The sequence below is a fragment of the Bradyrhizobium sp. CCGB01 genome (assembly GCF_024199795.1).
Classification (GTDB): domain Bacteria; phylum Pseudomonadota; class Alphaproteobacteria; order Rhizobiales; family Xanthobacteraceae; genus Bradyrhizobium.
The window spans coordinates 3407043-3431182 of record NZ_JANADK010000001.1; the positions used below are offsets into that span (position 1 = coordinate 3407043).

The window sequence follows — 24140 nt, forward strand, 5'->3', positions numbered from 1 at the left end:
GCTTAATGCATAAGCAGCGACGCCGCTTTATTTGAGTTGCCCCGCCAGTCAGCGGGCGCAATCATCGCTGGGCTGTCCAATCCTTGCGAGAGCCCCATGACCAAGCTCACCCGCTTCATCGTCGCGCCACTGCACAGCATGACGCGGCGCCTGGCCGATGTCGCTTCAGTGCGCGTCGCGCCGGACCTCGTCATCACGGGGGCCCGGGTGCTCTCGACCTATTCGGAGCGAATCCACCCCGGTCGGGAGGTCTGGATCACGGGCGGGCGGATCGCCGCGGTGAAGCCGGCCGGGGCGGCGAAGAAGGTCTGGAGCAGTGTTGCGACTTACGACGCGGTCGGGGGCATCATCGCGCCGGGGCTGGTCGATCCGCACATCCACATCGAATCCTCGATGGTGACGGCCTGTGCCTATGCGGAGGCGGCGCTGCTCAACGGCACCACCACGATCTTCTGTGACAGCCACGAGATCGGCAACGTCATGGACGTCGCCGGCGTCGAGGCGATGCTGGAGGACGCCCGGGAGGCGCCGCTCTCGATCTTCCTGACGGTGCCGAGCACGGTGCCGGCAACGTCAGCGGAACTGGAGACCGCGGGGGGCGATCTCACGCCGGACAAGATCGCCGGCCTGTTCGACCGCTGGCCCGAAGCGGTCGCGCTCGGCGAGAAGATGGATTTTGTGCCTGTCACGATGGGCGATGAGCGCAGCCATGCCATTCTCGCTGCGGCCCTGAAGCGCGGGCGTCCGGTGTCCGGACACGTCTATGGCCGCGAGTTTGTCGCGGCCTATGCGGCCAGCGGCGTCACCGACACGCATGAGGCGATCGACCGCGACATCGCCGACGATCTGCTCGACGCCGGCGTCTGGGTGTTCCTGCGCGGCGGCCCGCCGACCACGCCCTGGCATTCGCTGCCGCAGGCGATCCGGACGATCACCGAGCTGGGGGCCTCGCACAAGCGTACGGCCGTCTGCACCGATGATCGCGATGCCGACGATCTGCTTCTGTTCGGCCTCGACTGGGTGGTGCGCGAAGCCGTGAAGGCGGGGATGTCGCCCGAGCAGGCCTGGTCGATGGGTTCGCTGCATGGCGCAACGCGCTTCGGCATGGACGGCGACATCGGCGGGCTCGGCGGCGGCCGCCGCGCCGATCTCGTGTTGATGGACGATCAGCTCAAGCCGCAATGCACCTGGTATGGCGGCGAGCTCGTGGTCGAGCACAGCAAGATTACGCCGCGTCTCGATCAGGCGCTGTCGCAGCGCTATCAATATCCGAAGGCGGCCTATGCGACCGTCAAGCTTCCGGAGAAGGTCAAGCTCACGCCGGAACTGCCGGTGAAGGCCTGCACCGTCAATGCGATCAAGACCGCGCTGCCCGGCATCACGCTGATCCACGACAAGGTCGCGATCGAACCCGCCAAGGATTGGCCGTCTTTGTTCGCACGCTACGGCCTCTGCTTCGTCACGGTGGTCGAGCGTCACGGCAAGTCTGCCGGCAATGTCGCATACGGCCTGCTGAAGGACTTCGGCCTGAAGCGCGGCGCGGTCGCCTCCAGCGTCGGGCACGACAGCCACAACATCATCGTCGCGGGCACAAACGAGGGCGACATGCAGGTGGCGATCGCTGCGATCAGGGAGAAACAGGGCGGCGTCTGCGTCGTCGCCGAGGGCAAGGTGAGGGCGCTGGTCCCGTTACCGATCGCGGGACTCTTGTCCGACAAGCGCGTCACGGAGGTGGCCGAAGAGGTCAAGGCGCTGAAGAAGGAATGGGCGGAGGCCGGCTGCACCATCCCCTACATGGGCTTCAATCTGATTCCGCTATCGGTCATTCCGGAAATTCGCATCACCGACAAGGGCCTCGTGCTGGTGCCGCAGATGGAACTGGCGCCGCTGTTCGAGTGACCGCTTTCACGTGCTTCTCGATCTAACCAATTGAGCCAACCGCGTTTTTTCCGCGGCTGCCGCATCGTGGAAAATAAAATCGATCTCGTTGAGATCGCATCTGGCGCGCCCGATGATCTCGCTCGCTGACGCAACCCGAGCGAGGTCCGATATGGCGAAGATGCGAGCTATCGATGCTGCCGTGCGAATTCTGGAGAAGGAGGGCATCTCGATTGCCTTCGGCGTTCCCGGGGCCGCGATCAATCCGCTGTACTCGGCGCTGAAGCAGCGCGGGTCGATCCGCCACATTCTGGCACGGCATGTCGAGGGCGCCTCGCACATGGCGGAGGGCTATACGCGGGCGAAGGCCGGCAATATCGGCGTCTGCATCGGTACCTCGGGGCCGGCCGGCACCGACATGATCACCGGGCTCTATTCGGCGATCGCCGATTCCATTCCGATCCTCTGCATTACCGGGCAGGCGCCGCGCGCGCGGCTCTACAAGGAGGATTTCCAGGCGGTCGACATCGAGTCGATTGCAAAGCCCGTGACGAAGTGGGCGGTGACCGTGCGGGAGCCGGCGCTGGTGCCGCGTGTGTTCAGCCAGGCCTTTCACGTGATGCGTTCGGGCCGGCCCGGGCCGGTGCTGATCGACATGCCGCTCGACGTGCAGCTCGCCGAGATCGAGTTCGACGATGAGACCTACGAGCCGCTGCCGGTCTACAAGCCGGCCGCGACGCGCAAGCAGGTCGAGAAGGCGCTGGAGATGCTCAATGCCGCCGAGCGGCCGCTGATCGTCGCGGGCGGCGGCATCATCAACGCCGATGCATCCGATCTCCTGGTCGAGTTCGCCGAGATCGCCAACGTGCCTGTTGTGCCGACGCTGATGGGGTGGGGCGCAATCCCCGACGATCACGTGCTGATGGCCGGCATGGTCGGCCTTCAGACCAGCCACCGCTACGGCAATGCGACGATGCTGGAGTCGGACTTCGTGCTCGGCATCGGCAATCGCTGGGCCAATCGCCACACCGGCTCGGTCGAGACCTACACCAAGGGCCGCACCTTCGTGCATGTCGACATCGAGCCGACACAGATCGGGCGCGTGTTCAATCCCGATCTCGGCATCGTCTCGGACGCGAAGGCCGCGCTCGAACTCTTCGTCACCGTCGCCAGGGAGTGGCGCCGGTCAGGCAGGCTTCGCGAGCGCCAGGCGTGGCCCGCGTCCTGCCGCGATCGCAAGAAGACGATGCTGCGCAAGAGCCATTTCGACAACGTCCCGATCAAGCCGCAGCGCGTCTATGAGGAGATGAACAAGGCCTTCGGTCGCGACACCACCTATGTCACCGTGATCGGCTTGTCGCAGATCGCCGGCGCGCAGTTTTTGGGCGTCTACAAGCCGCGCAACTGGATCAATGCCGGGCAGGCGGGTCCGCTCGGCTGGACGCTGCCCGCCGCGCTCGGCGTGCGCGCGGCGTGTCCCGAGCGCGAGATCGTCGCGCTGTCCGGCGATTACGACTTCCAGTTCCTGATCGAGGAGCTCGCGGTCGGGGCGCAGTTCAATCTGCCCTACATCCACGTCGTCGTGAACAACTCCTATCTCGGCCTGATCCGCCAGGCCCAGCGCGGCTTCGACATGGACTATCACGTCCAGCTCTCCTTCGAGAACGTCAATGCACCGGAGCTCAATGGCTACGGCGTCGACCATGTCGCGGTTGCCGAAGGCCTCGGCTGCAAGGCGATCCGCGTCACTGACCCGAAGGACACGCACGCTGCATTCGCCACGGCGCGCGAGTTGATGGCGAAGCATCGCGTGCCCGTGGTGGTCGAGTTCATTCTCGAACGCGTCACCAACATCGCGATGGGCACCGAGATCGACAATATCGTCGAGTTCGAGGAGGTGCTGGATCTGCCGCTCGACGAGGTCGGGACCAAGCGGCCCGGCGTGCTGCAGCCGGCGGAATAGGGGAGAGCATCATGCCGAAATTCGCCGCCAACCTCACCATGCTCTTCAACGAGATGCCGTTCCTCGACCGCTTCACTGCTGCGAAAGCGGCGGGCTTTGCCGGGGTCGAATATCTCTTTCCCTATGATTTCGAGAAGGCGCAGCTACGCGAACAGCTCGAAGCCCACGGGTTGACGCAGGTGCTGCACAATCTGCCCGCCGGCAACTGGGCGGCGGGCGAGCGCGGCATCGCGATCCTGCCCGATCGCACCGCCGAATTCCGCGACGGCGTGTTCCGCGCCATCGACTACGCCAAGGCGCTCGATTGCGAGCAGCTCAACTGCCTCGTCGGCATCGCGCCCGCGGACGCCGATCCGCGCGAGCTTCAGGAGACGCTGGTCGGCAATTTGCGTTTCGCCGCTTCGACGCTGGCGCGCGAAAATATCAAGCTGCTGGTCGAGCCGATCAACACGCTCGACATTCCCGGCTTCTACCTCAACGGCACCGAGCAGGCGGTGCAGCTGATCTCCGAGGTGCGGTCGAACAATCTGTTCGTGCAGTACGACATCTATCACATGCAGATCATGGAAGGCGATCTCGCCCGCACCATGCAGGAATATCTGCCCCAGATCGCGCACATCCAGCTCGCCGACAATCCCGGCCGCAATGAGCCCGGCACCGGCGAGATCAATTATCCCTTCCTGTTCCGCCACCTCGACGCGATCGGCTATCGCGGCTGGGTCGGCTGCGAATACAAGCCGCGCACCACGACGCTGGAAGGCCTGTCCTGGCACGCGGCGCAAACCTTCGAGACCTGAGGAACGAGTGACATGATCGACATCGGCTTCATTGGACTTGGCACCATGGGACGGCCGATGGCCGGCCATCTTCTGGCCGCGGGCCATCGTGTTCACCTGCATGACGTTGCTCCGGTCGCGCCCGACCTGATCGCGGCCGGCGGCGTCGCCTGCAAGTCAGCCAAGGACGTGGCGGAGGAGGCGGACGCCGTCATCATCATGGTGCCGGATACGCCGCATGTGGAGGCTGTGCTGTTCGGCAAGGACGGTGTCGCGAGCGGCATCTCCAAGGGCAAGATCGTCGTCGACATGAGCTCGATCTCGCCGCTGGCGACCAAGGAGTTCGCCAGGAAAATCGAGGCGCTCGGCGCGGACTATCTCGATGCGCCGGTGTCGGGCGGCGAGGTCGGCGCCAAGGCCGCGAGCCTCACCATCATGGTCGGCGGTCCCGAGCGCGCCTTCAACACCATGAAGCCGGTCTTCGACAAGATGGGCAAGAACGTCACCCGCGTCGGCGCCAATGGCGACGGGCAGACGACGAAAGTTGCGAACCAGATCATCGTCGCGCTGACGATCGGCGCGGTGAGCGAAGCGCTGCTGTTCGCCTCGAAGGCCGGTGCCGACCCGGCGCTGGTGCGGCAGGCGCTGATGGGCGGCTTTGCGTCCTCGCGCATCCTCGAAGTGCACGGTGAGCGGATGGTGAAGCGCAATTTCGATCCGGGCTTCCGCATCGAGCTGCACCAGAAGGACCTCAACCTCGCGCTTGAAGGGGCTCGTGCGCTCGGCCTGTCGCTGCCGAACACGGCGGTGGCACAGCAGCTCTTCTCGGCCTGCACTGCGCATGGCGGCAAAGCCTGGGATCATTCGGCGATGGTGCGCGCGCTGGAACTGATGGCAGGGCACGAGATCGCAGCGGCGTAAACTGTTACGGGGTAACAGTCTTCAGAATTGACGCCTCTTTGGCCATGCGGGAACCGGAACAATGCTCCGGCCCCGCGGTTGATGGCGCATGACAATCACTGGAGACATGAGGACATGAAAACCCGTCTTGCGATTTCGTTGGCTGCAGCGTCGCTGCTGGCGTCGAGCGCAGCCTTTGCCCAGTCGACGACCGAACAGGGCGCTAGGGACGGCGCGCGCGCGGGCGGCGACATTGGCGGTCCGATCGGCGCGATGGTTGGCGGCACCGTCGGTGCAGCCGTCGGCGCGGGTCTCGAAATTCCGAATGCGGTGCTCGGTGGAATCCCGCGCGATGACTCGGTCGTGATCCGCGAGCGCGTCGTGGTCGGCGAGCCGCTGCCGCCGACCGTGGTGCTGCGCCCGGTGCCGAATTACACCGAGTATCGCTATGCGGTGGTGAACGATCGCCGCGTGATCGTCGAGCCGCGCACGCGCCGCGTCGTCAAGATCATCGACTGATCGATCGGGACATAGGCTAGGAAGAGGGCCCTGCGGAGCGTCGCTCCGCGGGGCCTTAGCTTGTGAGGGCCGAATTGGCGCGAAACCGGGTCATGACCCAATCGGCGGCGGCGGCGAGCGCAAAGCCGATGCAGGCGGTGCCGGCATCGACCAGAAAGTCTTCTAGCCGCGCATGCCGTCCCGGCGCCCAGAATTGCATCAGCTCGAGCGCGCCGATCAGGACCACCGCGGCGGCGGCGACGGCCCAGCGGCGATTGCGGTAGGCGAGGCCGAAGGCCAGTCCCACCAGGATGAAGGCGAGGGCATGCTCGCCGTCCTGGCCGAGGTCGGAATGGGGCCGCAGGCCGGGCGGGCCGAGGGTTGCGAAAGTGACGGCGGCTGCCAGCAGCCAGGCAAAAAAGCGGGCAAAAATGGACATCCGGTGCCGATAGCACGGATTTGCAACGGCCTGTCATGGGGGCCGGATCAGATCGCCGTGTAGTTAATGACGAAACGTTAAAGCGGCTCGCGCACGCCGAGGCCGTGCATGAAGCGTTCCCGGATCTGGACGGGATCTCGGCGGGTGGTGCCGACGCCCGGCTTGTCGTCGATGCGGACCGCGATCAGGCTCGGCTCGGAGGCGGACATGGCCTCGTCGACCAGCCGCTCGAAATCCTCCTCGTCCGCGGCCCAGGCGCTGTTGGCAAGCCCCGAGCCGGAGGCGATCGCGACGATGTCAGCCACGTGTGCCGCCGGCGTCGGCTGCGCACCGGTGATCTGGTAGATGCCGTTGTCCATCACGATCATGACGAGGTTCTTCGGCTTCAAGGCCGCGATCGTCGAGAGCGCGCCGAGCTGCATCAACAGCGAGCCGTCGCCTTCGAGTGCGAAGACGCGGCGATCGGGCTGCGCCAGCGCGACGCCGAGCGCGATCGGGAAGGCGAGGCCCATGCTGCCGAGCATGTAGAAGTTCTGCGGACGATGGCCGGCGGCCCAGAGATCGAAATTGGTGTTGCCGATGCCGCCGATCACCGCTTCCTCGTGCTTGAGCCTGGCGATCAGGCGCGAGGTGATATCGAAGCGGTTCATGACCTTCGTGTTGCGGTTGTCCATCGCCGGCCTCACTTGTCGAAGGTCTTGCCGCCGGTGAGCAGCGGGTTGAGGATCAGCGCCACCGGCGCCTGCGTGGTGACGGCCTGCTTGATCGAGCGGTCGGCGATGAATTCGAGTTCGTCGAGCCGGGTGATGGTGTGGTGCTCCAGCGCGAGTGAATCCAGCACCGGGCGCATGGTGCGGCAGACCAGCGATTGCCCGTAATTGAACTCGCCGAGCGTGCCGCGCTCGGAGACGAACATGATCAGCGGGATCTGGTAGGGCACCGCAAGCGAGGCCAGCACGTTGGCGAGCGTGGCAAAGCCGGAGGTCTGCATCAGCACCGCGCCGCGCCGTCCGCCCATCCAGGCGCCGGAGACGATGCCGACAGCCTCTTCCTCGCGGGCGGTGGCAAAGGTCGTGAAGAAGGGATCGGCGTGCAGGTTCTTGATCAGCGGCGTCAGCACACGGTCGGGCACGTAAGGGATAAGGCTGATCTCGTTCCGCTTCAGGGTTTGCAGGACGATGCCATGCCAGCTCTTTTCGCTGGATGCTGGTCCTGCCGAGGCCTGCTGTTCCGCAATCGCCATTGCGTTCTCCCTTGAGCCGCGCATGCTTCTTGGTTCTGGCCGTCGCGGCGACCTGCCGAACTTGACGCGGCAGGCGGGATTGTCAACATGTCCCGGCCGGCACCGTGATCTGCGCCAGACGGCCTGCCGTGGCCGGCACCGCCATGTCATAAGCGGCGACAACGAGAAAACGGGAGGGACGCATGGACGGGGCGCGGGTGCGCTGGCCTTGCGGGTCTCCATGAGAGAGCCGGAAGGGTCCTGATGTCCGTCAACAGCAAGCGCGTCTTCTACGTCAAATATCTGGCCAATCCGATCTATATCGACATCCTGAAGGCGCGGCCCGACGTCCGGCTCGACCGCATCGAGAACGAGAGCCCCGAAGACTTCTACGCGCCGATCCTGAGCGCGGCCCACGTCTATCAGATCGGCGCCGCCCGCGACGAGCTGGCCCCGCATTTTCATGTCGATGCCGCCTTCCTGAAGCGCACGCCGAACCTGCTGCTCGTCTCCAGCAATGGTGCGGGCTTCGATCCCGTCGACGTCGAGGCCTGCACGGACGCGGGCGTCGTGGTCGTCAACCAGTCCGGCGGCAACGCCCATTCCGTCGCCGAGCACGCGCTGGCGATGATGCTGACGCTGTCGAAGCGCATCATCCAGTCCGACCGCCGCCTGCGCCGCGAGCGCGACGTCAACCGCAACGACCTCGTCGGCAACGAGGTCGAGCACAAGACGGTCGGCATCATCGGCCTCGGCAATGTCGGCCGCCGCATCGCCGCGCTCTGCAAGGGCCTGCTCGGCATGACGGTACTTGCCTATGACCCGTATCTGTCGGCCGAGGTGATGGCCGAGCGGGGCGGGGAGAAGGTCGAACTCGACGAGCTGCTGCGCCGCGCCGATTTCGTCTCGATCTCCTGTCCGCTCAACAAGGGAAGCCGCAACATGATCAGCGTGCGCGAATTCGGGCTGATGCAGCCGCATGCCTACTTCATCACCACGGCACGCGGCTTCATCCACGACGAGGACGCGCTGCTTCAGGCCTTGCGCGACAAGCGCATTGCCGGTGCCGGCCTCGACGTCTGGTCCAAGGAGCCGCCGCCGCCGGAGCATCCGCTGCTCCAGTTCGACAACGTGCTGGCGAGCCCGCATACCGCAGGCGTCACGATCGAGGCGCGCCAGAACATGGGCCGCATCGCTGCCGAGCAGGTGCTCGAGACGCTCGACGGCAAACGTCCGCCGCGCATCATCAATCCCGAGGTGTGGCCGCGCTATGCCGAGCGCTTCAAGCAGGCTTTTGGCGTGATGCCCGGGTAGGGAGCGCGCGAAGTCCGATCGCGCTCCCATCGTTGGTTATCGGGATGAAAGCAGAAAGCGGCGCATTTTACCGATGGCGTGAGTGATCGCGTATGACTTGTCCTGTAGATCAGGGGACATGAGCATATTATCGATTGCGACATCCGGACTTTCCGCGGCGAGTTTGCGTGTGAACGTGGCCGCGAGCAACATCGCCAATGTCAGCACGACCGGCCCGCTACCTGCGTCAGGCGGATCAAGCGCGTCGGCCGGTGCCAGCGGTCCCGGCATTGGTCCGACGTTTCCCGCGGCCTACGTGCCGTTGCGAGTCGATCAGGTCTCCCAATCGAGCGGCTCGACACCCGGCGGCACGATCGCGACGGTATCGACGGTGTCGCCGAGCTTTACCGCACAATCCGACCCAGGTGCTCCCTTCGCAAACCAGGACGGCCTGGTCGCAGCGCCGAATGTCGATCTCGCTGGCGAATTCGTTGAGCTGGCGACCGCAAAGTACAGCTTCATTGCGAATGCGAAGGTCATTCAAGCTTACGCCGAGACGGAAGACACACTACTCGACATCAAGGCGTGATCGCTGACGTCGGACCCTGTCTCGCCAGCCCTCGCTCGTCCGCCGCCACCGGCGTGACGCTGGGGGCCGCTACCCCAATTTTGTGCCGAGCTGCTTGAACACGGCCTCGCAGGTCATGAGGTCGAGATGGCCGCCGCCGGCGTTCTTGAAGAACGTGATGTCGGACGGTGACGTGCGTCCCTGTACGCGATCGCCGGCGAGATCGTAGAGGTCGCCAAGAACATCAGCTTCACTGATCGCGCCGCTGGCGATCGGCTGCAGGATGTCGCCGACGCCGTGGAAGGCGGACTCACGCCTGTCTACGAAGACACGCGACAGCTTTGCTGCCTCGTCGTCTGCCTCGCGCGTTTGCGGCGTGTAGCCGCCGACCAGGTCCAGATGCGTGCCCGGCCGCAGATTGCGGCCCCTGATCAGCGGCTGATGCGCGCGGGTGCAGGTGGTGATGATCTCGGCCTCGCGCGTCGCGGCGTCGAGATCAGTGATGGTCTCCGCCCTGACACCGTCCGCCGCCAGTCGCTGCGCGAGTTCCGATGCGCGATCCGGACTCCGGTTCCAGATCAACACGCGTTGCAGCGACGGCCGCACGGTGCGATGCCCGCGGATCAGCCATTCGGACATCTCGCCGGCGCCGACGCAAAGCAGCGTCTCGGGATTGGGCGGCGCGAGCAGTTTCGTGCCCAGCGCGGAGTCGGCCGCGGTGCGCCAGTGCGTGATCTCGGTCCCGTCCATCGCCGCCAGCGGCCGTCCATTGGTGCCGTCGAACAGCACGCACACGGCCTGCACCGCCGGCATCTTCCCTTCCGCCAGATTGGCCGGAAAGCTGGTGAACATCTTGCTCGCCATGTAGCGGCCGGGATCGACGGCGCTGCGGATGACGTATTGCGCCTTCTCGCCGCCGAGAAAGGCATCCAGCACCTCCATCTTCGGCCGGCGGTGCGCGTCTTCCAGGGCGGCAATGAGGATCGGAAAGGTCAGAACTCTCGTCACTTCGGTATCGGAGACAAATTGCAAGGTGAAATCCTCATGGACGAGCGGCAGTTGCCCTTAGACCCGCGCGGCGAGTTCCGCAATGAATCTTCCGTCCGGGCTCCTTGGTTTTGATCCGCGTCAAAATCTCCTTCCCCCATCCGGCCTAAATGGGACTAGAGTGCCGACGGGCAGGCCGGCGCAGGCAGGAGGTCCCATGTCAACTTATGTCGTCAGGTTCATGAAGGACGTGCTCGGCCAGTACGGTCGCCAGATCGAGGTTTGCCAGGGCACGCTCGAGATCGACGCCACCGACGAGAACGAAGCCACGGAGCGGGCGAAGGCAAAATTCTGCAAGGACCAGGCGTTGCACCACTGGTCGCTGCATGCCGACCGCATCCAGGTGAGACCGGCCGACTTTCCGTCGTGAGGCCTACCGGCCCGGCGCGATGAGCGGCGGGGGCGCCGTCGTTCCCGCGCCGAGAGATCGCTGCACCATCACAGTGTCGGACCAGCGGCCGTGGCGATAGGCGACGCCGGAGAGCAGGCCGGCGCGCGCGAAACCGAACTTCTCGTGCAGCGCCAGCGATGGCGCGTTGTCGGCATCGATATAGCCGATCATCTGGCGGAAGCCGGCCGCCGCACAGGCGTCGATCAGTTCCTGGAGCAGAAGCCGTCCGACCCCGCGGCCAAGATGCTCGTGGTGGACATAGATTGAGTGCTTGGCCGTGTAGCGATAGGCCGGGCGTTTGCGGAATAGTACCGCATAGGAATAGCCGACCACCTCGCCGCGAAAGGTCGCGACCAGGTGCGGCAGGCGGGTCTGCTTCAAATTCTTGCGCCGGTCTCGCAGATCGTCCGGTTCGGGCGCGCCGGTTCCCTCGACATCGCGCGGCACGCCATTGCGGACGTGATGGCGGTAGATCGCCAGCATCGCCTCCACATCGCTCTCGCGCGAGGGCCTGACCTGGACCGGTTCGTCGCTTGCGCGCGCAGCTGTTTCGTTCATCGGCACCTACTCGGCAACGACGTAAGTATAGAGCCCGATGCGGCCGTTCGCATCGATCTCCTTGTAGACGCCCTGGATTTCCACATCGAACCCCGGGAACGTGTTGAAGCAGGTCTCGAACATCTTGAGATAGTCCACCATGGGCTTGGCCCGTTCGGTCAGCCGCTCGCCGGGCACGATGGTGGCGATGCCCGGTGGATAGACCACGAAGGGCGTGGTGGCGATGCGGCCCGCGATCGCCTCGATCGGCAGATAGTCGACATCGTTCTTGAACAGATAGCGCGCCGCATCGCGGGGCGACATTGCGATCTCAGGCATGTGCTCGGGCATGAACTGCCGGGCCTGGAGCGCGCTGACGTCGGCGGCGCGGAAGAAGCGGTGCATCTCGCCGCAGAGATCGCGCAGTCGCACGCCGGCATAGCGGGCCTGGCGCCGCTGGTAAAATTCGGGGATGACGTCGGCCAGCAAGGCATTGTCGTCATGTAGCCTCTTGAATGCGACAAGGCCCGAGATCAGCGTGCCGGCCTTGCTCGCCTCGACCCCAGGGGTGAGCAGGAAGAGCAGGGAGTTGAGGTCGTTCTTTTCAGGGACGATGCGGTTCTCGCGCAGATATTGCGCGACGACCGGCGCGGGGATGCCGTGCTCGGCATACGCGCCGGTCGCGCGATCGAAGCCGGGCGTGAGCAGCGTCAGCTTGTTCGGGTCGGTCATGGCGAAGCCCTCGCTGAGGCCGGGGAAGCCATGCCAGGTGCTGTCGGGGGAGAGCTGCCACAGTGCCGGATTGGTGGCGAGTTCGTCGGTGGAGAGGGTCTCCCAGGCGACGTTGTGCGCGGCGCCGGGACGGCTGACGTCGGGAATGGCGACACGATCGGGGACGAAGGGTTCGAAGAACCAGCGGCGATCCGGATTTTGCTCCTTCTCCTCGAACTCCCGGCGCATCGCGCGGATCTTCTTGCGCAGCTCGATGCCGAGCCGGATCGTGTCGTCCCAGAGGACTTCGCCGGAGCGGCCCTTCATCATCTGCGCGCCGACGTCGAGGGAGGCGAACAGGGGATAGAACGGCGAGGTCGAGGCGTGCTGCATGAAACTTTCGTTGAAGCGGCGATGCTCGACGCGCCGCTTCTGGCCGCGGATGTGGCGGTCCTTGATGTGGATCTGCGAGGCCTGCGAGAAGCTCGCGAGCTGCTTGTGGGTGGACTGCGTCGCGATGATGCCGGGCGCTTCAGGGGGAAGGTTCGCCAGCCCCATGGCGAAGCGACCGGCATAGAGCGGGTGGAATTTCATGAAGCCGGCCCAGGCCTCGTCGAACAAGATGTATTCGCAGAGGTGGCCGATGCGCTTCAGGATCATCTCGGCGCTGTGGATCGAGCCGTCATAGGTGCACTGCTCGACCACGGCGACGCGGAACGGCCGTTCCTTGCGCCAGGCCTCCTTGTCCGTGACCAGCGGGTGGTTGCGAACCGCCTCGCGCAGTGCCTTTTCGTCGAGCATGTCCCAGCGCATCGGGCCGATCAGGCCCCAGGCATTACGAATGGTCGGCACGTAGATCGGGATGCCGCCATTGATCATCAGCGCGCCGTGATGGGCAGCCTTGTGGTTGTTGCGGTCGAACAGCACGAGGTCGCCGTCGGTGACGAGGGCGCCGAGCGCGACCTTGTTCGAGGTCGAGGTGCCGTTGAGCACGAAATAGGTCTTTTCCGCACCAAAGATCTGGGCGGCTTCCTTCTGCGCCTTCAGCGCGGGTCCCTCATGGGTGAGGAGATCGCCGAGATCGAGCACGGAATTGTCGAGGTCGTCGCGGAACACGGATTCGCCGAGATGCTCGACGAAGACCCGGCCGATCGGACTGCGGTTGTAGAACACGCCGCCATTGTGACCCGGACAGGTCCAGAGCTGGTTGCCTTCCTCGGCATAGTCGACCAGCGCGCCGAAGAACGGCGTCTTCAGCGTCTCGGCATATTGCTTGAGCCGGCTGATCAAATTCTTGGCGATGAAGGTAGGCGTCTCCTCGGACAGGAAGACGTAACCGTCGATGAAGTCGAGCACCTCGACCGGCAGATCCTCGAAGCGCTTGCGCCGGATCAGGAGGATGATCGGAAAGTCGAGGCCGCGGCGGCGCATCAGGTTGATCAGCGCCGAGGTCTTCCCTTCGAGGCCCTTCTTGCCCCAGTCCACCACCATGCAGCCGATCGCGGCGTCGGTCTGCACCGCGATCTCGGCGTCCTCCAGTCTGCGGGCCCTCACGACCTCGAAGCCGGAGCGCTGGATCTCCTCGATGATCTGGTTGAACCGGATGCCTTCCAGGTCGTCGGTGTCGAACACAGGTGCGGCGAACAGGAAGTTGAAGCGCTTGAAATAGTCCATGGCGTGTCCCGAAGATGCAGAGACTGGCAGGTCTCGGCACTTTCGATGACAGTTCTATGACAGTGGCGCAGATCGACCTCCGCCGGGTTGGTGAGGGAGCGGGAACAGCTACCGTTTCGCCTCGCCGAACACCACCGTCGGCACCGCGCGGTTGACGATCTCGCGCAGCGCAAAGCTCGATTGCACCCGGGCGACGCGCGGCAGGCGCGACAGCTCGGTGCGATGGATACGCTCGAAATCCTGGATGTCTCGGGCGAGCACGATCAGGATGTAGTCGTCGGTGCCGGACATCAGGAAACAGCGCACGACGGAGGGGCATTTCACCACCTCGGTCTCGAACGCCTTCAGCGCCTCGTCGCTCTGGCTCTCCAAAGCGATGCGGACCAGCACGGTCGTGGTGAGGCCGAATTGCGCGAGATCGAGCGCAGCCTGGTAGGCCTGGATGTAGCCGTCGTCCTCCAGTGCCTTCTGCCGCCGCGCCAGCGCCGTGCTCGAGAGCCCGACCTTGTTGGCGAGGTCGGTGTGGCTGGCCCGCGCATTGGTGGTGAGTTCCGCGAGGATGGCGAGGTCTTTCCGGTCGAGGGCCAAGGTTTTGTTTCCAGCGTGAAAGGGCACTTCCGCGACCGAAACCGGCGCGCACGTGGCGAAACTAGCGGATATTTGCACGAAACCAAACCGGCCACGCCGTTACGATCGTGGGGGGAATCAAAAGGAGCTGAAGATGCGCGTCGGTGTGCCCAGGGAGATCAAGGTGCAGGAATATCGCGTCGGGCTGACGCCGGGCGCCGTCCGCGAATATGTGGCGGCCGGGCATCAGGTGACGGTCGAGACCGGTGCCGGTAGCGGCATTGGTGCGTCCGACGACGTCTATCGGCGGGCAGGGGCCGCGATTGCCGAGAACGCACGCGATATCTTCGCGACCTCCGAGATGATCGTGAAGGTGAAGGAGCCGCAGAAAAGCGAATGGGTCCAGCTCCGCGAAGGCCAGATACTGTTTACTTACCTTCATCTTGCGCCGGATCCGGAACAGGCCAAGGGCCTGCTCGCTTCCGGTTGCACTGCGATCGCCTATGAAACCGTCACCGACGCGGCCGGTCACCTCCCCCTGCTTGCGCCGATGAGCGAAGTCGCCGGCCGCCTCGCTATCGAGGCCGCCGGCGCCGCGCTCAAGCGATCGGCTGGCGGCCGCGGGCTGCTGCTCGGCGGCGTGCCCGGTGTGCAGCCGGCTCGGGTCGTCGTGCTCGGCGGCGGCGTGGTCGGGACGCAGGCCGCGCGCATGGCCGCTGGCCTTGGCGCGGAAGTCACGGTGATCGACCGCTCGATTCCGCGCCTGCGCCAACTGGATGATCTCTTTATCGGTCGCGTGCGCACCCGCTTCTCGACGATCGAGTCGGTCGAGCAGGAAGTGTTTGCCGCCGACGTCGTGATCGGCGCGGTACTGGTGCCGGGCGCCAGCGCGCCGAAGCTCGTTACGCGCGCGATGCTGACATCGATGCTGCCGGGCGCCGTGCTGGTCGACGTCGCCATCGACCAGGGCGGCTGTTTCGAAACCTCGCATCCGACCACGCATACCGATCCAACCTATGAGGTCGACGGCGTCGTGCATTATTGCGTCGCCAACATGCCGGGCGCGGTGCCGGTGACGTCCAGCCAGGCCCTGAACAATGCGACGCTGCCGTTCGGCCTGTCGCTCGCGAACAAGGGTTTTGCTGCGGTGCTGGAGAACCCGCATTTGCGCAACGGGCTGAACGTGCATCGCGGCCGCGTCACCAACAAGGCGGTGGCGGAAAGCCTCGGGATGGATTTTGCGCCGGTGGAGAGCGGGCTGGCGGCGTAAAGCATGATCCGGAAAAGTGCGCAGCGGTTTTCCGATCAGATCATGTTTAAACAACACATCTAAAGCGCGATGAAGATCGCGCTTTAGCGGGTTATGCCGGCTTGCGGTGGCGGCTGCCGAGCGCGGCCGCGATGGTCTCGGGCTTCTCGATCCGCTCGATCAGCATGTCGATGCGGTCGCCGCCCCAGAACAGCTCGCCGTTGAACACCATGGTCGGCACGCCGAACACTCCGAGCGCCTCGGCATCAAGGATGATGCGGTCATGCTCGTCGCGGGCAGGGCCGGTAACGTAGGCTTCGAACTCGCTCGCCGAGCCGCCGCACGACGTAATGACATCGGTGACCGCGGCGAGATCGTCGATCTCCAGCTCGTGGCTCCAGAACTTGCGGAACACCGTGTCATGGTAGGCGCGGAAGAAGCCGTGGGATTGTGCGAACAGCATTCCGACGCTGGAGTAAAAGGCGTCGTAGATCCGCCGCGGCCCCTTCATGACGAGCCCCTGCGCATTGGCATGGCGCCGCGCGTCCATATAGGCGTAGCGCACCTTGCGCCAGAAATGCGGCGTGCGCTCCTCGACCGTCCCCATGAATTCGGCGACGCGCAGCGTATAGGGCAGCCACTCGAGCTCGACGCCATGCGTCTCCTCGAGCTTGAACAGGCGCTTGTTGGCGACAAAGGCGTAAGGGCTCTTGTAGTCGGTGTAGATGCGGACGACTGGCTTGGGCATAGGCGGCCTCCTTCCTTCTTCCCTTCTCCCCTTGTGGGAGAAGGTGGCGCGAAGCGCCGGATGAGGGGTTGCATCCATACGTGAGGAGTTGCATTCGCGGAGACAACCCCTCACCCGGCTTCGCTGTTGCGAAGCCACCCTCTCCCACAAGGGGAGAGGGTGCACCGTCGCCGCGGCGCGATCAACGCGTCACGCCTTCGTCAGCCTGTACTGCCCCAGATCGGGATCGTGCGTCATGCGCCAGTAGTCCACGAACCGCCACGGCATCGCCGAAAACACGCGGCCGCTTGAATTGCGATAGTAGGTGCTCATGCCCGGATGGGTCCAGATCATGGTCTCGTGCTCGGCATCGACCTTGCGGACGTAGTCGTCGAGCACGTCCTGGCGGACGTCGATGGCCGCGACATCGTGCTCGATCATGTCGGCGAGACAAGCGGAGATGTAGCGGCTCTGGCATTCCGACTGGAAGATGACGCTGCCGCCGTGGGCGGGCCCGGAGTTCGGGCCGAGCATGCAGAAGAAGTTGGGGAAACCAGGCACGGTGAGGCCGAGATACGCGGTCGGATTGTCGTTGGCCCAGGCTTCGCGCAGATCCTTGCTCTCGCGCCCGCTGATATTGAGGCGCGCGGCCATCTCCGTCACCTTGAAGCCGGTCGCGACCACGATGATGTCGGCGGGGCGGTGCTTGCCATCCGCGGTGACGATGCCGCTCTGATCGAAATGACCGATCGTGTCGGTGACGAGCTCGACATTGTCCCGCGTCAACGTCTTGAACCAGTTGTTGTCGAGCAGGATGCGTTTGCCATAGGGCGGATAGGTCGGCACGCATTTCTCGATCAGGTCGGGCCGGTCCTTCAACTCGGACAGGATGAAATCGGTGAGCTCCTGACGGTGCCGGTCATTGCCCTTGTTGACGGCGCGCTCCGGGTGCGGCCAGGCCGGATCCTTGCGCAGGAAGGGCAGCAGGCCGTCGCCGTAACGCCAGAACATGTTGAAACGGTACCATTGCACATAGAACGGCAGATGAGCGAGCAGCCAGCGCGCGCCCTCCGTGATCGGATCGGAATAACCCTGCACCGGCCGCGCCCATTGCGCGCTGCGCTGATAGACCGTGACCGAGGCAACGTGGCCGGCAATGGACGGAACGAGCTGCATCGACGTCGCGCCGGTGCCGATCACGGCGACATGCTTGCCGTCGATATCGATCTCGCCGGACCACAGTGCCGAGTGCAGGATCGTTCCCTTGAAACTCTCTTCGCCCTTGAAGCGTGCGCGGGAGGGATCGTTGAGCTGGCCGATGGCCGAGACCAGCGCGGTGGATTCGAAGGTCTCTTCGCCGTTCCTGGTCTTGAGCGTCGAGATCCAGCGCCGCTTGCCTTCATCCCAGCGCGATGATTTCAGTTCGGTATTCACACGCAGATGCTTGCGGATGCCGTATTCGTCCGCGACCTTCAGCAGGTAGCCGAGCAGTTCTTCGCGCTGGCAGAAATAGCGCGTCCATGCATTTCCCGAGCCGAACGAATACGAATACGAGTGGTTCGGCGTATCGACGCCGCAGCCGGGATAGCGGTTGATCCACCAGGTGCCGCCAAGCTCGTCATTCTTCTCGATGATGGTGTAGGGGATGCCGAGATGGCCGAGTGCCGCGCCGAGCGCGATGGCGCAAACGCCGGCGCCGACGATCAGGATGTGCTGGCCGGCGAGCTTCTCGTCCGAGGGACGCTTGGTCCAGCGCGGCTCGCGCGGCACAAAGCCCATCTCTTCGCGCATCAAGGGCGCATATTCGGGTGCGACGTTCTCGCCGAGGCACGCGCGCATCATCTTCAGCAGCAGGTCCTCGCCGGGATCGCTGATGACGGGTTTTGGCGTGCCGTCGGCAAACAGCTTGACCACCGCGGCGCGGATCTCGTCCTGGACTTCCCGGGGCACGCCGGCCTCGGGGTCGGGGATGAGGCGGATGTCGCGCTTGGGCAGGTACGGCGGCGCGAGCCAGCGCTCGTCGCCCGTCATGTGCACCAGCACCATCAGCAGGCAGCGGATGTCGGCTTCCGCGATTGCCGAGGCGAGGTCGAGCGGCCTTTGAGGAGATGCGATGTTCATGGCGTGTCCTGATCTCCGGATGCACTGAAGAGGCCGCGCGTCATCAGCTTGCGATAGGCGGAGATGACGTGATCGGGCACGGCGGTGACGCCGCCTTCCGAATAGGAGTAGCGGCGGCTGAGATAGCCGCGCGAGCCCATCAGCATGTGGACGATGGCCTCGAATTCCTCGTCGCTGTAATCCGCGATGGCGCCCGAGCGTCGCGCGCGACGCAGAATGCGGACATAGGCGACCGAGATGTTGTCGAGGTGCTTCTGGTAGCCGATGGGCGCGAAGAATTCGGCTTCGTTGAGAATACGTAAAAACTCCGGCACCTCGCGGATGAAGTCGAAGAAGGCGGAGAAGCGCGCGATCTCCTGCCGCGCCGCATCCGCCGTGCCGGTGCGGGCGCGGATGAACTCGACCATGTCGAGGCCGATCTTCGGCAGCAGCTGGTCGAGCAGTTCCTGCCGGTTCTCGAAATGATTGTAGAAGGTGCCTTGCGCGACGCCGGCCTCTTCGGTGATGCGGGCGACGGAAGCTTCGGCGTAGCCGTGCTTGCCGACGACCTTGGTCGCGGCGTCAAAGATCTTTTGCTTGGTCCAGGCGTTGCGCTCGACGCGGTTGAGTTTTGTGACCTTGGCGTTGGCTTGCGTCATTCAGGCATCTCCAGCTCGGCGCGCAGCACGCGCTTGAGAATCTTTCCCGAGGGGTTGCGGGGCAGGCTGTCGCGGATGACGAGCTCCTTCGGCACCTTGAAGCTCGCCAGTCGCGCACGGCAGTGCTCGGTGAGGGCAGGGAGCTCGAGCCTCGCGCCTTCGGCGAGCACGACGATGGCGACCGGCCGCTCGCCCCAGCGCGCATCACGCAGGCCGATGACGGCGACCTCACGCACCTCAGGCAGGTCGTAGATGACGCGCTCGATCTCGGAGGAGGCGATGTTCTCGCCGCCGGAGATGATCATGTCCTTCTTGCGGTCGGTCAGGTACAGAAAGCCGTCGTCGTCGAGATAGCCGACATCGCCGCTGCGGAACCAGTCGCCGAAGAACGCGGAGGCGGTCTTCTCAGGATCCTTCCAGTAGCCACGCGTGATCTTCGGCCCGCGCAGGCAGATCTCGCCATTGACATTCGGCGGCAGCTTTTTGCCGTCCTCGTCGCGGATCTCGATCTCGACATGGGCGATGGCGCGCCCGGTCGAGCCGATCTTCTCGATCTCGCGGCCAGCCTCCATGAAAGTGTCGCCGCCAACGGTCTCGGTGAGGCCATAGGCATCGATGTAGCGCGCATTGCGGAAGAATTCGGAGAAGGCGCGGATACGCAGCTCCGGCGTCTTCTCGCCGCCGCCGATCGCCCATTTCAGGCTTGAGACGTCGTAGCGGTCGCGCGTGGGGCAGGTGAGCATCGCGGTGGTCATCACAGGCGCAAACCAGGCGGCGTTGAGCTCGTCTTCCGCGATGGCCGCAAGCGCCGTCTCCGGCTCGAAATTGCGTTCGATGTGAATGAAGCCGCCATGCCAGAGCACGGCGATGCCGGGCAGGTCGAGCGCGCCGACGTGATAGAGCGGGCCGACGACGAGAAGCCGCGTGTCGGCGCCGAGGCCAAGGGCGATGGTCTGGTCGGCCGACTTCCAGTAGAAATTATCGTAGGTGAGCATCACGCCCTTGGGGCGGCCGGTCGTGCCCGAGGTGTACATCAGCCGCATCAGGTCGGATGGCTGGCGGACATGCATCGGCGCGGGCGCTGCATCGCTCGCGAGCGGCGCGATGCTGTGCTGCGCGGCTTCGTTCAGCACGACAATCCTGGCGCCCGCTGCATTCGCAGCGAGTTCTTCATCGACAATCAAAAGCCGCGCGCCGGCATTTTCGGCGATGTAGCCGACTTCATCGCGCGAGAGGCGGAAGTTGATCGGCAAAAACACCGCGCCGAGATGGCTGGTCGCGAAGACCAGCTCCAGGAATGCCGCGCTGTTCTTCATCAGCACCGCCACGACATCGCCGGCGCCGATGCCCTGCGATGCGAGCCAGCCGGCCGCGTGCCGGATGCGCGCGTCGAAGACGGCATAGGAGATCTCCTCGCCGCGGTATTTCAGCGCGGGCCGCTCCGGCGTGCGGCGGGCATGGAATGCGATGAAGCTCGAAAGGTTGATCATTCTGCGGTTTCGCGGCCGATTGCCGGCCCCGTTTCCCTCTACCATGAATACTGACTCATAATTCATGTTTGTCTTGACGTCACCCCCTGCCTCTGAAATTGTTGGGAGCACGGAGACGAGACGATCTCCGGCAAGAAACTAGGAAACGGGACCAGGAAACGCCGACCCGAAAGAGGGAGGGGAAAATGACGAGAACCCGCACGCCGGGCATCAGCCGCCGTTCAACACTGGCGCTGATGGGCGCCGGTGCGATGAGTGTTGCCGCGCCGTGGGTGGCACGTGCCCAAGCCAAGACGATCAAGATCGGCATGCCGACGATTCTGTCGGGCCGCGTCGCACAGCTCGGCACGTCGTCGCGCAATGCCGTGATGCTCGAGGTCGACAAGGTCAACGCCGCCGGCGGTCTTGCCGGCCGGCAGATCGAGATGGTGATCCGGGATTCCAAGGGCCAGCCGCAGGAAGCCGCTCGCGTCGCGCGCGAACTCGTCAACACCGACGGCTGCGAATGGCTGATCGACGGCGAGGCGTCGTCCGGATCGTTCGCCGTGCACGAAGTGGCGCGTGATCTTGGCGTACTCTGCGTCCACACCTGCTCGGAAGCGTCCTCGCTGACGGCCGATCCGAAGCAGCACATCCCGAACGCGTTCCGCTGCGTCCGCCAGGGCATCCACGATTCCATCGTCGGCGGCAGCTACGCCGCTTCGATCTCGAAGGCCAAGGGCCTGAAGAAATGGGCGACCTGCTCGCCGGACTATGCCTACGGACGTGACACCACCGGCGAATTCACGCTGTACCTGAAGCGCTTTGCGCCTGACGTCGAGGTGATCAGCGAATCCTGGCCAAAGCTGTTCCAGCCCGACTACACCGAAGTGGTGACGAAGATTCTGCAGGCCAAGCCGCAGGCGCTGTACTCCTGCCTGTGGGGCGGCGATCTCACCTCCTACATCGACCAGGCCAACATCTACGCGATGTTCAGCCAGATGGAGGTGTTCGCAGTCAACATGGCCGACTACACCGCGCTCACGGTGGTCAAGAACCTGCCGAAGGGTATCCACTCCGGCAACCGCTACATCAAGACGTTCCCGACCACGCCGGAGAACGCCGCCTGGGGCGATGCCTACAAGGCCAAGTACAACGAATATCCGACCAACTGGTCATGGCAGAACGCGACCGCGGTGATGTTCCTGAGCGAGGCCGCGAAGAAGGCGAACTCCACCGACGGCAAGAAGATCGCAGAAGTCCTGAAGGGCCTCACCATCAAGTGCCCGTTCGGCGCCGACGGCACTGTGACGATGCGCGGCGACGATCACACGCTGGTCGGCTACGCCATCGGCTGGGGCACCACGATCCCGCAGGAGCCGTATGTGCCCGAAGTCAAGGCCGGCGACTGGAAGACCATCTTCGAACTCGAAGCCGAGTGGAAGAAGAGCAAGGGCTACACCTGATCATGTCCGGGGCGGAGGCGGGCAACCGTCTCCGCCTTCGTTTCGTTTTCCGCGCCGCGTCCGGCGCACGACAATGAAAGTGCTTCCGTGGATCTCGACGCGCTTGCCGGCTGTCTCTCCAGTTCCTCCTGCCTGGTGACGCAAACCACCAGCGGCCTCATCATCGGCATGCTGCTTTTTCTGGTGGCGGTCGGGCTGACGCTGATCTTCGGCGTGCTCAAGGTCGTCAATTTCAGCCACGGCGCCTTCTACATGTTCGGCGCCTATTTTGCGATGACGGCCTATCAGCTCACGGGAAGCTTCGCGCTCGCGATGCTCGCGGGAGCGGCGGGCACCGCGCTCCTCGGCCTGATCTTCGAACGTGTCTTCATGAGCCGCGTCTATGGCGCCGACGTGCTGATGCAGCTGCTCGTCTGCTACGCCTTCGTGCTGATCTTCGACGATGTCGTGCGCATCATCTGGGGGCCGGAATTCAAGTCGATGGGCATGCCCGCGGCATTCCAGGTGATGCCGCTGTTCATCGCCGGCGGCGTCGTGCCGCCTTATTACCTGCTGCTGATCGGCGTCGCGCTCGTCGCTGCGATCGTGCTCGGCATCGGGCTCTCGCGCAGCCGTATCGGCAAGGTGATCCGGGCGGCGGCACACAATCCCGGCATGGTCTCGGCGCTCGGCATCAACACCGGCCTGATCTACGGCGGGGTGTTCGCGCTCGGCGGCATGCTGGCGGGACTTGCCGGCGCGCTCGCGGCGCCGGTGCGCTCGCTCACGCCCGGCATGGGTTTTTCGGTGCTGATCGAATCCTTCATCGTCACCGTGATCGGCGGCATGGGCTCGATCCTGGGCGCGCTGATCGGCGCACTGCTGCTCGGCCTGATCCGCTCGTTCGGCTCGCTCGGCTTTCCCCTGTTCACGGAGGGCCTGATGTACCTGTTCATGGTGATCGTGCTGGTCTCCAAGCCCACCGGCCTGTTCGGCAAGGAGGCGGCATGACCGAGCTGGAGGCCGGACGCGCCGAGACGCTGGCACCGGTGCGCAGCGGTGCGGCCCTTCAACGCTATCGCGACGTCCTGATTGCGGTGATCGCGTTCGCCGTGCTGGCGAGCCTGCCGCTGTTCACGGGCAGCAAGGCGCTGCTCGATTTCGTCATCCGCTGCTCGGCCTACGGCCTGTTCGCGACCTCGCTCAATTTGCTGGTCGGATACACCGGGCTCACGTCGTTCGGCCACGGCATGTTCTTCGGCCTCGGCGCGTACAGCTTCGGCCTGATCATGCAGAAGCTCGGCGTGCCCATTCCGGTCGCCTTCGTCGCGACGCTGGCGATCACGGCCGGGATCGCGGCCGTCATCGGCGCGATCTGCGTGCGGCTGAAGGAGATCTACTTCGCCTTCGTGACGCTCGCGTTCCAGATGCTCATCCACTCGACCATCCTGTCCTGGGCCTCCTTTACCGGCGGCGACCAGGGCTTGCGCGGCGGCATTCCGCGGCCCGTCTTCCTCGGCATCGATCTTGCCAACCACGTTCATCTCTATGTCGCGAGCTGCGCGTTGTTGATCCTCGGTCTGCTCGCGATGCGGCAGATCGCGCAATCGCCGTTCGGCTACACGCTGCGCATGATCCGCGACAATGCGGCGCGCGCAAGCTTTCTCGGCATTGACGTCTGGCGTGCCAAGCTCACAGTGTTCGTGCTGGCCGCGCTGTTCGCATCGATGGGCGGCATGGTGATGGCACTGTTCGTCTCCGGCGCCTATCCGGAATTCGCCTACTGGACGATCTCGGGCGAGGGCATCTTCATCAACATGCTCGGCGGCGTCTCGACCTTCCTGGGACCGATGGTCGGCACCGTGCTGTTGCTTCTGCTCAACGATACCGTCACGCGGTTCACCGAGTACCACGGCATCGTGCTCGGCATCGTCATCCTGTTCTTCGCGCTGGGCTTGCGCAAAGGCCTGCTGGATTTCGTCGCCGACTGGTTCGCCCACCGACGTGACGCAGGCGAGGGGCGCTAG

At 64.7% G+C, this 24140-nt stretch carries 23 protein-coding genes; 12 read left to right on the forward strand and 11 right to left on the reverse strand.

What is annotated here, in order from left to right:
* Positions 1 to 96 precede the first annotated feature (96 nt).
* The 5 genes from NLM25_RS15555 to NLM25_RS15575 all read left to right on the forward strand — a co-directional run bounded on the left by NLM25_RS15555 (position 97) and on the right by NLM25_RS15575 (position 6036).
* Complete coding sequence (locus NLM25_RS15555) at positions 97 to 1899, forward strand: adenine deaminase C-terminal domain-containing protein (RefSeq protein WP_254137514.1); 1803 nt, start codon at positions 97 to 99, stop codon at positions 1897 to 1899.
* Between the two features lie 151 nt (positions 1900 to 2050).
* Positions 2051 to 3841: a glyoxylate carboligase gene (gene gcl, locus NLM25_RS15560; protein ID WP_254137515.1), complete on the forward strand. Its 1791-nt coding sequence runs from the start codon at positions 2051 to 2053 to the stop codon at positions 3839 to 3841.
* A gap of 11 nt (positions 3842 to 3852) precedes the next feature.
* Positions 3853 to 4638, forward strand: a complete 786-nt coding sequence (gene hyi / locus NLM25_RS15565; RefSeq protein WP_254137516.1) for a hydroxypyruvate isomerase — start codon at positions 3853 to 3855, stop codon at positions 4636 to 4638.
* A gap of 12 nt (positions 4639 to 4650) precedes the next feature.
* Complete coding sequence (locus NLM25_RS15570; RefSeq protein WP_254137517.1) at positions 4651 to 5538, forward strand: 2-hydroxy-3-oxopropionate reductase; 888 nt, start codon at positions 4651 to 4653, stop codon at positions 5536 to 5538.
* A gap of 114 nt (positions 5539 to 5652) precedes the next feature.
* On the forward strand, positions 5653 to 6036 hold the full coding sequence (locus tag NLM25_RS15575) for a DUF1236 domain-containing protein (RefSeq protein WP_254117790.1): 384 nt from the start codon (positions 5653 to 5655) through the stop codon (positions 6034 to 6036).
* 55 nt (positions 6037 to 6091) lie between these two features.
* Here the strand turns inward: NLM25_RS15575 and NLM25_RS15580 are convergent, their stop codons facing one another.
* The 3 genes from NLM25_RS15580 to NLM25_RS15590 form a co-directional block, all read right to left on the reverse strand.
* Positions 6092 to 6454 carry a VanZ family protein gene (locus tag NLM25_RS15580; protein WP_254137518.1) on the reverse strand — a complete coding sequence of 121 codons (363 nt, stop codon included), beginning with the start codon at positions 6452 to 6454 and terminating at the stop codon, positions 6092 to 6094.
* A gap of 77 nt (positions 6455 to 6531) precedes the next feature.
* On the reverse strand, positions 6532 to 7128 hold the full coding sequence (locus NLM25_RS15585; RefSeq protein ID WP_254137519.1) for a thiamine pyrophosphate-dependent enzyme: 597 nt from the start codon (positions 7126 to 7128) through the stop codon (positions 6532 to 6534).
* An 8-nt stretch (positions 7129 to 7136) separates the two neighbouring features.
* On the reverse strand, positions 7137 to 7697 hold the full coding sequence (locus NLM25_RS15590) for a thiamine pyrophosphate-binding protein (RefSeq protein WP_254137520.1): 561 nt from the start codon (positions 7695 to 7697) through the stop codon (positions 7137 to 7139).
* A 243-nt stretch (positions 7698 to 7940) separates the two neighbouring features.
* Between NLM25_RS15590 and NLM25_RS15595 the strand changes: the two genes are divergently transcribed.
* The gene (locus NLM25_RS15595) at positions 7941 to 8990 is read left to right on the forward strand and encodes a hydroxyacid dehydrogenase (RefSeq protein ID WP_254137521.1); all 1050 of its coding nucleotides are present in this window, start codon (positions 7941 to 7943) and stop codon (positions 8988 to 8990) included.
* 118 nt (positions 8991 to 9108) lie between these two features.
* A complete protein-coding gene (locus tag NLM25_RS15600) occupies positions 9109 to 9558 on the forward strand; it encodes a flagellar basal body rod protein FlgC (protein WP_254141189.1) in 450 nt (149 codons plus the stop codon).
* A 69-nt stretch (positions 9559 to 9627) separates the two neighbouring features.
* On the opposite strand, the gene NLM25_RS15605 is transcribed toward NLM25_RS15600, so the two are convergent.
* Positions 9628 to 10569: an ornithine cyclodeaminase family protein gene (locus NLM25_RS15605; protein WP_254137522.1), complete on the reverse strand. Its 942-nt coding sequence runs from the start codon at positions 10567 to 10569 to the stop codon at positions 9628 to 9630.
* Between the two features lie 172 nt (positions 10570 to 10741).
* Between NLM25_RS15605 and NLM25_RS15610 the strand changes: the two genes are divergently transcribed.
* Positions 10742 to 10954 (forward strand): hypothetical protein, encoded by a 213-nt coding sequence (locus NLM25_RS15610; RefSeq protein WP_254117797.1) that lies wholly within the window; start codon positions 10742 to 10744, stop codon positions 10952 to 10954.
* A gap of 3 nt (positions 10955 to 10957) precedes the next feature.
* Here NLM25_RS15610 and NLM25_RS15615 read toward each other — a convergent pair whose 3' ends face one another.
* From NLM25_RS15615 to NLM25_RS15625, 3 genes are all read right to left on the reverse strand, one after another.
* Positions 10958 to 11533 carry a GNAT family N-acetyltransferase gene (locus NLM25_RS15615; RefSeq protein ID WP_254137523.1) on the reverse strand — a complete coding sequence of 192 codons (576 nt, stop codon included), beginning with the start codon at positions 11531 to 11533 and terminating at the stop codon, positions 10958 to 10960.
* A 6-nt stretch (positions 11534 to 11539) separates the two neighbouring features.
* Positions 11540 to 13897 carry an Orn/Lys/Arg decarboxylase N-terminal domain-containing protein gene (locus tag NLM25_RS15620; protein ID WP_254137524.1) on the reverse strand — a complete coding sequence of 786 codons (2358 nt, stop codon included), beginning with the start codon at positions 13895 to 13897 and terminating at the stop codon, positions 11540 to 11542.
* A 108-nt stretch (positions 13898 to 14005) separates the two neighbouring features.
* Positions 14006 to 14485 (reverse strand): Lrp/AsnC family transcriptional regulator, encoded by a 480-nt coding sequence (locus NLM25_RS15625; RefSeq protein WP_254117800.1) that lies wholly within the window; start codon positions 14483 to 14485, stop codon positions 14006 to 14008.
* Between the two features lie 133 nt (positions 14486 to 14618).
* Here NLM25_RS15625 and ald point away from each other — a divergent pair, with 133 nt between their 5' ends.
* Positions 14619 to 15734 (forward strand): alanine dehydrogenase, encoded by a 1116-nt coding sequence (ald, locus tag NLM25_RS15630; RefSeq protein WP_254137525.1) that lies wholly within the window; start codon positions 14619 to 14621, stop codon positions 15732 to 15734.
* Positions 15735 to 15825: 91 nt separating this feature from the next.
* Here the strand turns inward: ald and NLM25_RS15635 are convergent, their stop codons facing one another.
* The 4 genes from NLM25_RS15635 to NLM25_RS15650 form a co-directional block, all read right to left on the reverse strand.
* Positions 15826 to 16461, reverse strand: a complete 636-nt coding sequence (locus NLM25_RS15635; RefSeq protein WP_254137526.1) for a 2-hydroxychromene-2-carboxylate isomerase — start codon at positions 16459 to 16461, stop codon at positions 15826 to 15828.
* A 189-nt stretch (positions 16462 to 16650) separates the two neighbouring features.
* Positions 16651 to 18561, reverse strand: a complete 1911-nt coding sequence (locus NLM25_RS15640) for an NAD(P)/FAD-dependent oxidoreductase (protein WP_254137527.1) — start codon at positions 18559 to 18561, stop codon at positions 16651 to 16653.
* Positions 18558 to 19199: a TetR/AcrR family transcriptional regulator gene (locus tag NLM25_RS15645; RefSeq protein ID WP_254117804.1), complete on the reverse strand. Its 642-nt coding sequence runs from the start codon at positions 19197 to 19199 to the stop codon at positions 18558 to 18560. Before NLM25_RS15645 ends, NLM25_RS15640 begins: the two co-directional genes overlap by 4 nt.
* The gene (locus NLM25_RS15650; RefSeq protein WP_254137528.1) at positions 19196 to 20689 is read right to left on the reverse strand and encodes an AMP-binding protein; all 1494 of its coding nucleotides are present in this window, start codon (positions 20687 to 20689) and stop codon (positions 19196 to 19198) included. The genes NLM25_RS15645 and NLM25_RS15650 overlap by 4 nt, the downstream gene beginning before the upstream one ends.
* A gap of 185 nt (positions 20690 to 20874) precedes the next feature.
* Between NLM25_RS15650 and NLM25_RS15655 the strand changes: the two genes are divergently transcribed.
* The 3 genes from NLM25_RS15655 (at position 20875) to NLM25_RS15665 (ending at position 24140) form a co-directional block, all read left to right on the forward strand.
* Positions 20875 to 22134 (forward strand): ABC transporter substrate-binding protein, encoded by a 1260-nt coding sequence (locus NLM25_RS15655; RefSeq protein ID WP_254137529.1) that lies wholly within the window; start codon positions 20875 to 20877, stop codon positions 22132 to 22134.
* An 87-nt stretch (positions 22135 to 22221) separates the two neighbouring features.
* Positions 22222 to 23124, forward strand: coding sequence for a branched-chain amino acid ABC transporter permease (locus tag NLM25_RS15660; RefSeq protein ID WP_254117807.1), 903 nt, complete (start codon positions 22222 to 22224; stop codon positions 23122 to 23124).
* Positions 23121 to 24140, forward strand: a complete 1020-nt coding sequence (locus NLM25_RS15665; protein ID WP_254137530.1) for a branched-chain amino acid ABC transporter permease — start codon at positions 23121 to 23123, stop codon at positions 24138 to 24140. The genes NLM25_RS15660 and NLM25_RS15665 overlap by 4 nt, the downstream gene beginning before the upstream one ends.

Bases quoted from the DNA above. Each gene is read 5' to 3' on its own strand.
- NLM25_RS15555 (WP_254137514.1), top strand. From the start codon at position 97: ATGACCAAGCTCACCCGCTTCATCGTCGCGCCACTGCACAGCATGACG.
- gcl (WP_254137515.1), top strand. From the start codon at position 2,051: ATGGCGAAGATGCGAGCTATCGATGCTGCCGTGCGAATTCTGGAGAAG.
- hyi (WP_254137516.1), top strand. From the start codon at position 3,853: ATGCCGAAATTCGCCGCCAACCTCACCATGCTCTTCAACGAGATGCCG.
- NLM25_RS15570 (WP_254137517.1), top strand. From the start codon at position 4,651: ATGATCGACATCGGCTTCATTGGACTTGGCACCATGGGACGGCCGATG.
- NLM25_RS15575 (WP_254117790.1), top strand. From the start codon at position 5,653: ATGAAAACCCGTCTTGCGATTTCGTTGGCTGCAGCGTCGCTGCTGGCG.
- NLM25_RS15580 (WP_254137518.1), bottom strand. From the start codon at position 6,454: ATGTCCATTTTTGCCCGCTTTTTTGCCTGGCTGCTGGCAGCCGCCGTC.
- NLM25_RS15585 (WP_254137519.1), bottom strand. From the start codon at position 7,128: ATGGACAACCGCAACACGAAGGTCATGAACCGCTTCGATATCACCTCG.
- NLM25_RS15590 (WP_254137520.1), bottom strand. From the start codon at position 7,697: ATGGCGATTGCGGAACAGCAGGCCTCGGCAGGACCAGCATCCAGCGAA.
- NLM25_RS15595 (WP_254137521.1), top strand. From the start codon at position 7,941: ATGTCCGTCAACAGCAAGCGCGTCTTCTACGTCAAATATCTGGCCAAT.
- NLM25_RS15600 (WP_254141189.1), top strand. From the start codon at position 9,109: ATGAGCATATTATCGATTGCGACATCCGGACTTTCCGCGGCGAGTTTG.
- NLM25_RS15610 (WP_254117797.1), top strand. From the start codon at position 10,742: ATGTCAACTTATGTCGTCAGGTTCATGAAGGACGTGCTCGGCCAGTAC.
- NLM25_RS15615 (WP_254137523.1), bottom strand. From the start codon at position 11,533: ATGAACGAAACAGCTGCGCGCGCAAGCGACGAACCGGTCCAGGTCAGG.
- NLM25_RS15620 (WP_254137524.1), bottom strand. From the start codon at position 13,897: ATGGACTATTTCAAGCGCTTCAACTTCCTGTTCGCCGCACCTGTGTTC.
- ald (WP_254137525.1), top strand. From the start codon at position 14,619: ATGCGCGTCGGTGTGCCCAGGGAGATCAAGGTGCAGGAATATCGCGTC.
- NLM25_RS15635 (WP_254137526.1), bottom strand. From the start codon at position 16,461: ATGCCCAAGCCAGTCGTCCGCATCTACACCGACTACAAGAGCCCTTAC.
- NLM25_RS15640 (WP_254137527.1), bottom strand. From the start codon at position 18,561: ATGAACATCGCATCTCCTCAAAGGCCGCTCGACCTCGCCTCGGCAATC.
- NLM25_RS15645 (WP_254117804.1), bottom strand. From the start codon at position 19,199: ATGACGCAAGCCAACGCCAAGGTCACAAAACTCAACCGCGTCGAGCGC.
- NLM25_RS15650 (WP_254137528.1), bottom strand. From the start codon at position 20,689: ATGATCAACCTTTCGAGCTTCATCGCATTCCATGCCCGCCGCACGCCG.
- NLM25_RS15655 (WP_254137529.1), top strand. From the start codon at position 20,875: ATGACGAGAACCCGCACGCCGGGCATCAGCCGCCGTTCAACACTGGCG.
- NLM25_RS15665 (WP_254137530.1), top strand. From the start codon at position 23,121: ATGACCGAGCTGGAGGCCGGACGCGCCGAGACGCTGGCACCGGTGCGC.